Annotated in this window: 8 protein-coding genes; 3 read left to right on the top strand and 5 right to left on the bottom strand. The window is 55.5% G+C overall.

Annotated features, from left to right (window positions below; genetic code table 11):
• Nucleotides 1–301: 301 nt before the first annotated feature.
• From J2Z18_RS15815 to tyrS, 4 genes are all read right to left on the bottom strand, one after another.
• Nucleotides 302–1,264 (bottom strand): glycoside hydrolase family 43 protein, encoded by a 963-nt coding sequence (locus J2Z18_RS15815; protein ID WP_245256029.1) that lies wholly within the window; start codon nucleotides 1,262–1,264, stop codon nucleotides 302–304.
• Nucleotides 1,265–1,387: 123 nt separating this feature from the next.
• On the bottom strand, nucleotides 1,388–2,206 hold the full coding sequence (locus tag J2Z18_RS15810) for an ABC transporter permease (protein WP_007127489.1): 819 nt from the start codon (nucleotides 2,204–2,206) through the stop codon (nucleotides 1,388–1,390).
• Nucleotides 2,203–3,258: an efflux ABC transporter ATPase subunit, DrrA-related gene (locus J2Z18_RS15805; RefSeq protein WP_210094990.1), complete on the bottom strand. Its 1,056-nt coding sequence runs from the start codon at nucleotides 3,256–3,258 to the stop codon at nucleotides 2,203–2,205. The genes J2Z18_RS15810 and J2Z18_RS15805 overlap by 4 nt, the downstream gene beginning before the upstream one ends.
• A gap of 141 nt (nucleotides 3,259–3,399) precedes the next feature.
• On the bottom strand, nucleotides 3,400–4,659 hold the full coding sequence (tyrS, locus tag J2Z18_RS15800; RefSeq protein WP_007127487.1) for a tyrosine--tRNA ligase: 1,260 nt from the start codon (nucleotides 4,657–4,659) through the stop codon (nucleotides 3,400–3,402).
• 460 nt (nucleotides 4,660–5,119) lie between these two features.
• On the opposite strand from tyrS, the gene J2Z18_RS15795 reads away from it, so the two are divergent.
• Genes J2Z18_RS15795 through J2Z18_RS15785 form a run of 3 tightly spaced genes read left to right on the top strand, consistent with a single transcriptional unit; the run spans nucleotide 5,120 to nucleotide 8,175 of the window.
• Complete coding sequence (locus J2Z18_RS15795) at nucleotides 5,120–5,575, top strand: MarR family winged helix-turn-helix transcriptional regulator (RefSeq protein ID WP_210094989.1); 456 nt, start codon at nucleotides 5,120–5,122, stop codon at nucleotides 5,573–5,575.
• Between the two features lie 57 nt (nucleotides 5,576–5,632).
• Nucleotides 5,633–7,063: an MFS transporter gene (locus tag J2Z18_RS15790; protein ID WP_210094988.1), complete on the top strand. Its 1,431-nt coding sequence runs from the start codon at nucleotides 5,633–5,635 to the stop codon at nucleotides 7,061–7,063.
• Nucleotides 7,057–8,175, top strand: a complete 1,119-nt coding sequence (locus J2Z18_RS15785) for a saccharopine dehydrogenase family protein (protein ID WP_210094987.1) — start codon at nucleotides 7,057–7,059, stop codon at nucleotides 8,173–8,175. Before J2Z18_RS15790 ends, J2Z18_RS15785 begins: the two co-directional genes overlap by 7 nt.
• Nucleotides 8,176–8,272: 97 nt before the next feature.
• On the opposite strand, the gene J2Z18_RS15780 is transcribed toward J2Z18_RS15785, so the two are convergent.
• The gene (locus J2Z18_RS15780) at nucleotides 8,273–13,354 is read right to left on the bottom strand and encodes a choice-of-anchor I family protein (RefSeq protein ID WP_210094986.1); all 5,082 of its coding nucleotides are present in this window, start codon (nucleotides 13,352–13,354) and stop codon (nucleotides 8,273–8,275) included.
• Nucleotides 13,355–13,593 lie beyond the last annotated feature (239 nt).

Genomic DNA, 13,593 nt, shown 5'->3' with positions numbered 1-13,593 from the left:
ATTTCATCATCTGTCAACGCTTTCATACATTAATTTTGTAATTATTATTCCTTCAAGCAATTCCCCATATCGTACAACAAAAAGTCGTTTCGAGGGGTCGAATACAGATAAAACCCCAATAGTGACAAGGTTTTCGGGTGCATTAATTCAATTTGCTATCGATCTATTTGGATTGAAACAATCAATAATCCCGAAATAAAAAAAGCCTTTTATTACGAAATTTCTGTAATAAAAGGCTTTTTACTTCGGATCCTTCGTTGCTATCGGCTGCCCTTTTTCAATGGGATACGGATCTCCTGCATCATTCTCCCGAAGGGACGTAGAGCGCGTCGGAATCGCCTGCCGGAATTCCGAAATCCGGCGTTCCGTCCGGATGCCATCCGAACTTCTGAATGCGGGTGGCGCGCAAGCGGGTATCCGCTCCCGGTTCAGGGAGGGCATGATAGACGATCCAGTCCTCCGTCCCGTCCGGGGACTTCGTAAAACTGTTATGTCCGGTCGCATAAATGCCGTTCTCCACGCTTTTGCGAAATACCGGTTCCGGGGATTTCATCCACGCATCCGGATTCATCGGATCGCTGGACGCGTCCATCGTCAGCATGCCCAGCGCATAATCCTCGGACCATGTCGTGCTGGCGGAATAGACAAGGAAGATGCGGCCGTTCCGATGGAGAATGACAGGGCCTTCGTTAATGGCCATGCCCCCCTGCTTCTCCCATTCCATGGTTGGAGCGGTAAGCAGGACATGCTCGCCGGTCAGCGTCCATGGATCAAGCATACGCATGATATAAATTGCCGAGCCGTAATCCGGAAACCGGCCGTATCCGGCATACAGGAAGTAGAGCTGCCCCTGCAGCGTCATCACGGTACCGTCCAAACCTGGGACGGGCGTGTCAAGCGCCCCTCTCCATGTCCATTCGCCCTCCATGGGGTCGTCTTCTCCGTTCTCCAGGACGCAAATCCGGCGGGTATCGTCGCCTCCCCCGTCATTCGCCGTATAATAAACATACCATTTACCCTGAACATGATGAATTTCCGGAGCCCATAAGTTATGGCTGTATCGGCCTCCCGGCTCCGGCGCCCAAATCGTTTTCTTCCGGCCTTCGGCGATCCGGCTCAGCGAGTCTGATTTCGTAAGCTCAATACGATCCCGGGCCGTATGCATGAAATAATAGAAGCCGTCGGTGTGCTTCCACACCCAAGGATCAGCCGCTTGCTCGACAATCGGATTGTGAAACGTTGCAGTTTGGGGCAATTTCTCCATCTCCCTTCGCATTTCGCGTCAGGCCCTTCGCTCGGGTGCTCTTCCATGGATCCTCCCGGACCTTTGCGTTACGTTCCATCTTACCGATGCCGTTTTATGCTGTCTATGCTAAATTGAGTATATTTAGGTCCGGCGCATATAAGCCCGAACCGTCAACGGAGCGAATAGCGCCACGATGACGGCGGCGCCGATCAGCGAAATGGACAGATCCCAGCCTACGGTTCCCGAGTTGGTCAAGTCCCGGACGGCCGTAACCAGATGCGATATCGGATTGATATTCACGAACCATTGCAGCCATCCCGGCATCGTCTCGACCGGCACAAACGCATTGGAAAGAAACGTGAGCGGGAACAAAACGATCATCGAGATGCCCTGCACGCTGGAGGCCGTACGGGCGATCACCCCGAAAAAGGCGAAAATCCAGCTGATCGCCCAAGAGCAGACGATGACGAGGAGCGCGGCGAGCGCCACGTAGCCCAAGCCGCCGCCCGGATGATAGCCCATCACATATCCCATGGCAAAGGTCAGGACCGTTGCGATGGTATACCTGACGGTATCCGCCAGCAGGGCGCCGGCAAGCGGCGCGATTCGCGCGATCGGCAGCGATTTGAACCTGTCGAACACGCCTTTATCCATATCCTCTCGGAGCTGTACGCCGGTAACGACCGACGTCGTGATAACGGTCTGCACGAGAATGCCGGGAATGATGACCGGCAAGTAGCTTTGCACGTCGCCGGAGATGGCGCCGCCGAAAATATACGTGAACATCAAGGTAAAGAGAATCGGCTGCATCGTCACGTCAAAGAGCTGCTCCGGCGTTCGCCGGATCTTCAGCAGCCCCCGATACGCCATCGTAAACGAATTGCGCAGGGACTGGCCGAAGCTGGTGCGGTTTTTCAGCCGGGAATTGGTGCCGGGTTTCATCTTCATCACGCTGCTCATACGCTTGCCTCCTCAACTTGCTTCGAATGTGGTCCCCGGGACGGATGCGATGTTTGAGCCTTCGCAGCATGCCCGGTAATCGTCAGAAATACCTCATCCAGCGTCGGCTTCTGGACGCTCATCTCAGCTAAGCCGATCCCCGATGCGCGAAGCTCGATCAGCAGGTCCGTGACCAGATCTGCATTCGCCATCGGCGCCGTGATCGCTCCGGCCTCCGGGGAAACCATGGAAGGCGCCTGAAGCACCCGTTCAACCATTTGGCGGGCCTGCTCGATGTTCGCCGGATCCCCGACGCGCAAATGGAGCGACGAGGTGCCAACCGATGCCTTCAGTTCATCGGCGGTCCCTTCGGCAACGACCCTGCCGTGATCGATGACCGCGATCCGGTCGGCCAGCTGGTCCGCCTCCTCCAGGTACTGCGTCGTGAGGAGTACGGTCGACCCCGTGCTCACCAGCCGGCGGATCGTATCCCACATCTGGGATCGGGTTCGCGGGTCGAGACCCGTTGTCGGCTCATCCAGAAAAATAAGCGGCGGCTGGGCAATCAGGCTTGCCGCCAAATCGAGCCTGCGGCGCATGCCGCCGGAAAATTGCTTGAGCGGCCGCTTTGCCGCTTCCGTTAAACCGAACTCCTCAAGCAGCTGTCCTGCCTTGCGTTTCGCTTCCGCGCGTCCAAGCCCGAGCAGCCTTGAGAAGATGATGAGGTTTTCGGTCGCGCTGAGCGATTCGTCAACCGACGCGTACTGGCCGGTGACCCCGATCAATTGCCGGACGATCTGCGCTTCCTTCAGCACATCGTAGCCGAAGATGCGCGCCGAGCCGGCATCCGGACGCAGCAGAGTTGCCAGCATCCGGATCGTGGTGGTTTTGCCCGCACCGTTGGGTCCGAGCACGCCGTATATGCTCCCAGTCCGGACCTTCAGCTCCACCCCGTCCACCGCCTTGTTGTCGCCGAACGTTTTGACGAGCCCGTGCGCTTCGACTGCCCAATCCCCGCTTCTTGGCTCCCATTGGTATTGATTGTTCTGTTTCACTTGATTTCCTCCAATCATCGTGATGGTTGATGAAAGAAGGTTAACATGCTTATTTAAACGGAATTTAAATCCGCCTCGGGAGCAACAGGCAAAAAAGCGCCCCAAGATCGAATGATCTTGGGGCGCTTCGAGGTTATCGTCTGAAATCAGAGGATGTTCTTACGACATTTTGACCAAGCTGTAGTTCTTCTTCCCCTTGCGGATGATGATGAACCGGCCGCCGATCGCTTGGTCGGCGGTTACTTCATGGCCGACATCGCTAATGCGCTCGCCGTTCATGGAGATGGCGCCGTTATTGATGTCCTCGCGCGCCTGCCGCTTGGAAGGCTCGATGCCGAGGTCGACCAGCCAATCCACGATATTTTTCGTCTCCGGACCTGCCTCGTAAGTCGGCATTTCCTTAAAGCCCTGCTCGATCTCATCGGCCGTCAAGGACTTGATATCGCCGCTGAACAGCGCTGCCGTAATGCGCTTCGCCTGCTCCAGCATTTCCTCGCCGTGCACGAACCGCGTCATTTCCTCGGCAAGCGTTATTTGCGCTTCGCGTTTATGCGGCTCGGTCTCCACCTTATGGGCAAGCTCCTCGATCTCCTCTTTCGAGAGGAACGTGAAGTACTTCAAGTATTTCACGACGTCGCGGTCGTCGGTGTTGGCCCAGAACTGGTAGAACTCGTACGGCGTCGTCTTCTTCGGATCGAGCCAGATCGAGCCGCCGGCCGTTTTCCCGAACTTCGTGCCGTCGGCTTTCAGCATCAGCGGAATCGTCAAGCCGAACGCCTTGGCGTCCGCGCCTTCCTTTTTCCGGATGAGGTCAAGGCCGCTTGTGATGTTGCCCCATTGGTCCGAGCCCCCGATCTGGAGCTGCACGTCGAAATTCTTGTACAGATGCAGGTAATCCAGCGACTGCAGAATCTGGTACGAGAACTCCGTGAAGGAAATGCCGCTCTCCAGCCGGCTTGCCACGACGTCCTTCGCCAGCATCGTGTTGATGCTGAAGTTTTTGCCGTAGTCGCGCAAAAATTCGATGACGCCGATGTCCTTCGTCCAATCGTAGTTGTTCACCAACCGGATCTGGTTGTCGCCCTCGGTGATGAACAGCTTCTTCATCTGCTCGGTCAGGGCGTCCACGTTGGCCTGTACCTGCTCGAGCGTCTGCAGCGAGCGCTCGGTTTGGCGTCCGCTCGGATCGCCGATCGTCCCGGTCGCGCCCCCGATCAGAATGACCGGACGGTGTCCTGCCATCTGGAAGCGCTTGAGCACCATAAACGGGATCAAATGCCCGATATGCATGCTGTCGCCGGTCGGGTCGACGCCGCAGTATACGGAGATTGATTTTTCATTCGTCAATTCGCGGAGGCCTTCGGCATCCGTCTGCTGATTGATGGCATCGCGCCACTCGAGTTCATCGATAATGTTCATGTCTACATTCCACTCCTTGAATTCAATACTTCTGCATGTGAAACAGCTTTTAAAGGCTAGGTTAAAACCATAAAAAAACGCCCCCATGTCTATCACAGACACAGGGACGATTGAACACCGCGTTACCACCCAGATTGCACCCCTCCAAGCGCCGGCGCCTAGGCCGCAAGCAAGGATGCCACTCGTCGGCGAGTTAACGTTCGCCTCTTCCCGCTCGGCATTACCCGAGATACTCCAGAGTGTATTTCACCGGCTTAATATGTGCCAAGGTTCCATCCTCCTCGGCTTTCTGAAACAGGGATTAAGCAAGCTACTGGGCTCTTTCAACGTATATCCTATATAAGATTACAGACAGTATAGTGAAATACGAATTGAATGTCAACTGGCCATCTGATTCGATCTTGCTGCTCAGGCTCACACCATACTTGACAGCCTATTGTTTAGATCCTAAACTAATGGCATGAATAATGAATCCAACCCAACCAATCAGGAAGCGAACCGGGGCAGCAAGAACTTAGGCCGGTTGATTCTGCAGCTGAGACGCCTGGAGCGCCAGCCTCATACATTCGGCCATGCAGGCAAATTAACGCCGAGCGAGATCCATACGATTGACGCCATCGGTTATGACGGAGCCATCCTCATGAGCGAGCTAGCAGCACGGCTTGGCGTGACAAAGGGAGCCATTACGCAGGTGGTTGATCGGCTGGAGGCTAAATCGCTTGTGATCCGTTCCCCCCATCCACATGATTCAAGAAGCTCGATCGTTTCGCTCAGCGAAGACGGAAAGGAGGCTTACCGGGCTCACGAGGCCGTGCATCTCGAATTCTATAATCAGCTGAGATCGCAGCTCAGCGAACAAGAAATAAAAATTTTTGAGAAGAGCATTGAGATATTAAATAATATGCTGAGCAAATAACTATTTTTTTTCGATAAATAGTTTAGTTACTAAACTAAAATCCAAGGGAGGCTTCCCATGAATCTCGATACCAATCCGGCTCTCATCATTACAGCGAAACATCGATGGTGGCTCTTGTTTTCAATTTGTACTGGCGCATTTCTGTCCCATTTTACTGCCGGCGTTGTGAATGTATCGCTTCCTTCTCTTACATCGGTATTCCAAAAGGATTTGGATATCCTGCAGTGGATTACGACGGCATACTTGCTTGTCATTACGGCATTGCTGCCCATCATGGGGAAATTGGGCGACCGTTACGGGCATGGTCTCATTCATAATATGGGCTATTTGATCTTTGCCGTAAGCTCTCTTCTGATTGCCTTGTCTCCAAACGTCCTTGTCCTAGTCTCGTTTCGAATCCTCCAAGGGATTGGAGCCGCCATGTTTCAAGCAACCAATATTGCGCTGATCCAGCTTTGTTACCCTAAAGAACAAAGAGGCCGCGCCCTCGGCATCATGAGTTCGGTCGTCGCCCTCGGAGCCATGACCGGCCCGCTCGCCGGTGGACTCATTGCCGAACGGTTAAGCTGGCACTGGTTGTTCCTGGTACATCTGCCCGCTGCAGCCGGAGCGGCTGCACTCGCTTGGCGATTCATCCCCATGCAGCGTCCTAACGGCGATTTGCCATCCATAGACCGAGTAAGCGCATTGTTATTCGTTGCCATTGCCGCATCGGTGACTTATGGGTTATCCAGCGGGAATGCGCAGGGCTGGTTTTCCCCAATCATCCTTTCGGTTTTTGGCGGCGGCGGGTTCGTGCTCACTTTGTTCTTGCGGCGGGATTTGCGCATGCCCGTCCCCTTTTTGCCTTTGCAAGTTCTGCGCGTGCCTTCAGTCTCATCGGGGTTAGTCATAAGCTGTATCTCCTTTGTGCTGATTAATGCCGTATTGGTTGTCATGCCTTTTTATTTGTCCCATATGACCTCATATCCTCCCGTGTATATCGGCTTGATCATGACGGCTTATCCCCTGCTATTTGCCATATCCAGCCCGGTGTCCGGACATTTATCCGATCGAATCAATCCCCGGCTGCTCATGTTGACCGGACTCGCTTTTATCGTAACTGGACTTGCGGTTTTTTCTTGTTTTCTAGCTGATCTGACGGTTCCCGGCTTGGTAGCCGTACTTGCCTGGATAGGGCTGGGCATGGGCTGCCTGGCTGCGCCAAACAACGGTTACATCATGCGCAGCGTCCCCTTCCGGTATGCCGGCTCGATTGGAGGCATGATTGCACTGACACGAAATGCCGGAATGGCCCTAGGTGCAGCATTAGGTCTCGGCATGGTAACCGGACATACGGGAACGGAGTTATCGTTTGCTGATTTTGAACGGATTTTTAGAATCAACGTGATCATCGGCCTATGCTCCTGCGCTGCTTTGGGTTATGGAGCGTACCTGGAGCGCCGAAGCAAGTCCATTTCTAAACAATCGGAGGAAACAGGATGTTGAAAGATAAAATCGTCGTCATTGGCGGATATGGCCAGGTTGGGCAAATGATATGCAACGACCTCGCCTTCTTCTATCCCGGCAAAGTCTTCGCTGCAGGAAGAAGTCAAGGGCGGGCGGAAGCATTCAGCCGCGCCACGCAGGGCCGCGTGGAGCCGCTGCGCATCGATGCGGATGCAGGCGTAGACCCCGCGTTGTTGTCCGAGGTTAAGCTGGTCATCATGTGCTTGGACCAACAGAATTCGTCATTCGTTCAAGCCTGTATCGGGCAAGGCATCCATTATATAGACCTTTCGGCGGATTATCGATTGCTGTCTCAAGTGGAGCTGCTGCATCCCCTGGCCGTTACTCATGGGGCTACCGCCATCCTGAGCGTCGGTCTTGCACCGGGCATGTCGAATCTTCTATCGCTCCATGCCAAGCAGCAATTGGATGTTACAGAGGCTATCTATATATCGCTTATGCTGGGTCTCGGAGATTCCCACGGTAAAGCGGCCATTGAATGGACCGTTGATAATTTGCGCTCCAACTTTACGACGATGGAGCAAGGGAAAGTGATACAGCATACCAGCTTTGCCGACGGGCGCAAAACGGATTTCGGCAACGGACAGGGCAGCCGCACAGCATATCGATTTAATTTTGCCGATCAGCATATATTGCCGCGTACGCTTCAAGTGCCAAGCGTATCGACACGGCTTTGCTTTGACCACCCCTTCATCACCGGGTTATTATCCTGCCTCAAACGGCTGGGCAGCCTCAAGCTGCTGAATATACCCTGGATTCGGGATGCTGCTGTTAAAGCCTTTGCATCCATGCGGATCGGTAAGCCCATGTTCGCATTGAAAGTCGATGCGGTGGGCAAGAAGCAGGACCAGCCCGCGCTTGTGGAATGCTTCCTGCAAGGCGTTCACGAGGCCGAACTCACTGCAAAAGCGGCTGCAATCGTGGCTAGAAGGGTCTACACTTCCGATATGCCGCATGGCGTCTTTCATATCGAGCAGTTGTTCACCTATGATTCCTTCGTTGAAGAACTGCGGGAGATGGCGCATATATCATCACGGCTTCGCATCGGAACGTCGCCTGGCTCGGACCAGATGACAGAGACCTCAAGCTGAGAATAGCGAGCGAATATTTAGATGGTTAAGGGCTAACGCATTCTCCATAATTCAAATAACCGTCCCGATGGATTCCATCAGGACGGTTATTGCCGTTTTATTCTACGCCTTTATCCATAAAGCCCAGCGTTTGAAGTGTACGCATCAGGACCAGAGCAGCTTGCGCGCGGGTAACCGCCGCTTGTGCCGCGAATCGACCGCGGTGATCGCCCTGCACGATGTTCAGCTCCACCAGCTGGCTTATATCGTTCACGGCCCAAGCCGGAATTGACGCTTGATCCCGGAATGCAGCCGAATCTTCTTGCCCTCCGTCGTTACTAGGGACGGCGGCGGCCGCATTCATCGCACGATTCAGCATCACGGCCATCTCGGCGCGGGTCAAGGCGGCGTTCGGCGCGAACCTGCCCCCGCTGCCTTCGATGATGCCATGCTGGACGGCAGCGCCGATCTCTCCTGCATAAGCGTCACCTTCACGGACGTCGCGGAAGTCTCCGCCGCCCGTGATCGGGCTCAATCCCATTGCCCGTACGAGCAGCGCCGTAAACTCGGCCCGCGACATCTCCTTGCTTGGAGCGAACGAGGTCGCGCTGACGCCGTTTACCAGCAGGCGGGAAGCCATCGCTTCGATTTCCTTGCGGGCCCAGTGCCCGTTAAGATCTTCAAACGTTTTGCGGTATTCCAGCAATGTATAAATGCCGTTGCCCGCATGCTTGATTTCGACGGCAGGCTGTCCGTGCCAGGTCGTCTGCACGGCAGGGACGAACCGGAAGACACCCGCTGCCTCGTCATAGATCGCAACTGTGACTGAAGCCGGATTCGCGCCGGCCGGGAGCGGCAGGATTCGGCTTACCGGAAGCTTGCCGAAATCCTTGATCGGCTGCTCCTTGCCTTGCGGCCCCACTGCTGCGCCGATCCGAGCTCCGCCGTTTCCGGCCACCTTGGCCCCCATGGAAGCGGCCTTGCCGCTCATGGCAGATACCACCGCGCTGTCAACAGGCGTCACGGACAAGCTAACATTCCCCTCGCCCTTAAGCGCCTCAATCGGAAGGCGGATCGCACCAGACGCTGTTTCCAGCACCAGCTTCGCCTGCTTCGATTTCGCTGCCGCGCGGTTCACCCATGCTGCCGGAATAGACAGCTCCGCAGCACGGTTCGTTTCAGGAGCACGCACGACCAGCTCCTGCTGTTCCCCGGACAATGCGGCTACGGTCCTGTTCCAAGCCTCTTCTTTCAACGTGATCCGATCAACGGCACCGTCCGCCTTGATGATAAGATCGTTCCCCTCAAGGACACCGGAGGGCGCTGCTTCTCCGCCCGTTGCCGGCGGCGTTACAGACGGCGCAGTGCTGCTGCCTCCCGAGCCGCCGGAGCCGGATCCAGGGGCCGGGTCAGTCGTCCCGCCTCCGTTTCCGGGGTTTGCAGGTTTTTTCTGTTCGGTGATCCGCCCCTCCACTTTCGGTGACACCGTTCCGCCGAGCTTGCTCACATGCTCCATGAAAATTTCATAATCCGGATAACCCAAATCCTCGTTATACTTCCCTTCCGCAATCGCTTCGGCAAAGGATTTATAACCGTCTCCGCCGTTAGCTACAAAGCTGTTGGTCGCCATACGATAGCTCTCGGTCGGAACGAGCGGCTTGTAGCTGCCGTCCTTCATGATCATAATATCGTACACCCGGTCTCCAGCCGGAGCGGAAGGATCCCATTTAAACTTCATACCGGCAACTTGAGGGAATTTGCCTGGAAGATCCGCCAGCTTGGCCCCGCTGATTCCGTTCTCTAACCCGTCCTTCAGCTGCTGTCCGGTGAGGTCCAGGACAAACAAGGTGTTGCCGAACGGCATCACGGTCCGCAGCTCGCCCATCGTAATCTCGCCTTCGTCGATGGAGGCGCGAATCCCGCCGCCGTTCATCAGGGCGATGTCGGCGTTTTTAAGCTCTTTAGCTTTGGCGAGCATGCCGTCTGCGATCAGATTGCCCAGATTCGTCTCCTTCGAGCGGACATTCTGCCGCTCGCCGTCCAGCTTGACGGTTGCCGTGCCGATCACCTGCTTCATTAATTCGTCCAGCTCGGCTTTATAAGGAGCCAGCATCGCCTTCGCCTGCTCGTCCTCCTCCACGCTGGCGTCCACCGCCAGCAGCTTGCCGTCAACCTTGCCTTCCTCCGTCAAGACATTGCCGTGCTCATCAAATTCAAGGTCCACGCGGCCAAGATACTTGCCCCATTCATTCGCCTGCACGATGACGGTCGGCGTCTCATGCTGGCTGTCCGTCACAACTTCGGGGGCATCCAGCTTCGTATGGGTATGTCCGCCGACGATCAGGTCGATGCCTTCAACGGCTTCAGCCAGCTCCTTGTCCTTGGCATAGCCCAGGTGCGACAAGGCAATGATGATGTTCAGACCGTCCTTCTCCATCACTTCGACCGTCGATTTGGCCGAGGCTGCCGCTTCATTGAAGATCACGTCTTTGCCCGGGCTCGAGGTCTCGGCCGTATCCTCGGTCGTGAGACCGAATATGCCGATCTTGTGCCCGTCCACCAGCATCGTCACATAAGGGTACACCCCGCTGTTCGCCGTCGTTTTCGGCTGGGCGGCATCCATGACGGCCGGCGGCTTGAGAAGATGCGAGATCGCTGCGTCCCGGCTGAGATCGACGTTAGCGCTCACCAGCGGGAACTGTGCCTTGGATACGAACTCCGCGAGCGCTTTGGTCCCCTGATCAAATTCATGGTTGCCGAACGTCATGGCGTCATAGCCCATGTAATTCATGAAAGCCAGATCGGCCAAACCGAACCATTTGGTAAAGTACAGGTCGCCCGAGAATACGTCACCTGCATCCAGGAGCAGGCTGTTACCGCCTTCCTCACGCACCTGCTTCACCAGTGTTGCCCGTCTCGCCACATCGCCCAAATGGGCATGCGTATCATTGGTATGCATGACCGTCAGCTTCCAGCCTTCCTCATCGGCCGGACCGTCCGTTACGGTCACTTTAGCCTCCGCAGAGCCATAACCATCCTTACTCCGGACGGTAATCACGGCTTCCCCGGGAGTTAATGGAGTCACCGTTCCGCTCGCGTCCACGGTCGCAACCGCTTCATCCGACGAGCTCCACTCCAGCTCGGAGGAGCCGCCATTCGAAGCTTCTACCGCTGCCTTCAGACCCACGGCGGCTCCGCCCGCAGTCAGCTTGAGCGAGGCTTGGTCAAGCGTGATCTTGGTAACCTGAAGCTCGAGCAGCGCCACGGTTCCGCTGACCTCATTGGCTACGAGCAGCAGCGGCCGCCCGGTCAGGCTATCCGACGCCGGGATAAACTCCAAGCCCTCGGGCCCGGAGTCCGAGGTGATCCCTGCCTCGAAATCCCGCGTATTGAAGTAGTTCAGGAACTCGGGCACAGAAGGGTTCGTCACGTCATACGTCATCACGCCGCCGATGCGTTCCAAGCCGATGAAGGCCAGCGTTTTCGCTCCGACCTTGCCGACTGCTGCATATTCAGGCTCAGGACCTTTCTTCGAGCTTCGGCCGTCCATTTCGTTTTTGTCGTTGCTTACGTTAAAGTATTTCGGAAAGCGGTCTGCCGTAATTTTTTCAAAGTCGCTGCCGCTGTCATACACCTGGGACATGTCATCCGCGTTCCAAATGGAGAAGGAGCGCGCTCCGTACATATACAATCCATCGCTGCCCATATCGCTCGCAACTTCAACTTTATCGTAGGTCGTTCCTTTATCCGCCAGAAATTGGGCTGCCGGAGAGGAAGGATCAAGCTGAGCCTTCATATCCCCTACTTTGCTTTCATTGGTGCGCTCATCCCAGCCCGTCGCGTCGCCTTCATTAGCGGACACGATAAACTGCTGCCCGCCCACGCTGTAAGTCGCGATGCCGTCCGGCATGTACATGCCGTAGAACGGAACGTTCTCGAACCTGATTTGCCCGTCCTTCAGCAGATCCAGCGCATGTTCCGGCTTGCTGAAATCCTTGTAGCCCAGACCTTTGACCGAACGAATCGTCTTCGCTGCCAGGTCCACTACGGCAATCGCATTGTTCTCCTGAAGGGAAACATATGCGGTCGTTTCGTCCTCCGAGAGGGAAATATACTCCGGCTCGAGATCGCGGATGGCGTCCGCCTTGGTGCCGGCGCTTCGGATTTGACCGTCCGCCTCAACCGGGCCGCGGATATGAACCGCATCGTCAATGACCGACGGATCATCGAATTTTAGATGACTAACTTCATCGGAAACCGTATCTATGATCGTAATGCTGCCTTCGGGATCGGGAGCGGTCTCGGTGCGAGGCTCGCCTTCATCCGCCGTCAGGAGATAACGCCCATCGGAAGTGAATATGATCATATCCGGCTGAACGCCGGTCTCATAAGTTTCTAGCAGAGCACCCTCGTAATCGAGCACGAGCGCTTTGCCGGGCTTCGTGTGATCCAGCTCCTGAACAGCGATTGCGACCCGCTTGGTTTCGGCATTCACATCTACGCTCGTCAGATCGCCGAACTTGAAGCCGTCCGTCTCGGCAAGCGCCTGGACGTCGATTCCCTTTTCCTTCACGAGGCTGCCGTTAGTCTCCAGCGAAATGATCTCCAAGCTGGCCGGCTGCGTCGAGCCGTTGACCAAATAAAGCTTGCGGTTCTCCTTGTTGTACTTGACGATTTCCGCCACGCCGCCATCCTTATTGGAAGTGCCGACAGCATAATGGCCAATCATCTTCATGTCGAGCTTGTCCTCTGCCGAAACCGGTGCCTGGCGCAAGCCCAGTACCTGAAGCGTAAACTCCCGCCGTGCCGTGAACGGAACCGGGGAGCTGTCGGCAACCGTCACTTCCACGGAATGCGGGCCCTCTCCGCCAAGTGTAGGGATGCCTTCTATGATCCCGGTATCCGCATTCATGGACAAGCCGGCAGGCAAACCTGCGGCAGTATATGTATAAGGTGCTTGTCCGCCGTATACATCGACCGTGACCGAATATGGCTCGTTCACATAGGCTTCCGGATAATCTGTTTCCGTAATGCCAAAATCAGCGGCCATTGGAGCTGCGGCCTGCTGGGTTTGAACGTTGCGCGTTTGAGGCGCTTCGACTCCCGCGTCTGCGAAAACGGTGCCAGTGGAAAATAACGAGGCAATCGTGATTTCCGCCGCCATGAACAGCGATACCGCCTTCATTTTTCTATTCTTCAAATTCGGTTCCCCTCTTCCAATTCTATATTCAACTATAGAGTGTAAAGAGAGATTGTTAACGGCCGCTCAACGGAGATCACGGTTTATGTAAAGAAGGCATCATTTACTCGTTTTTTTCAGCCAAGATGCCCCAACCCTAACGTAACAATCAGAACCACCCGTCAAACGGGTGGTTTGCTCTTGGGGTATAACCCCTTGTTGCCAAACTGCGCCTAAAGACGCTAGCCTGACAATAAAAT

Source organism: Paenibacillus lactis (assembly GCF_017873605.1).
GTDB lineage: Bacteria > Bacillota > Bacilli > Paenibacillales > Paenibacillaceae > Paenibacillus_AQ > Paenibacillus_AQ lactis.
This window is presented reverse-complemented; position numbering and strand designations above follow the sequence as displayed.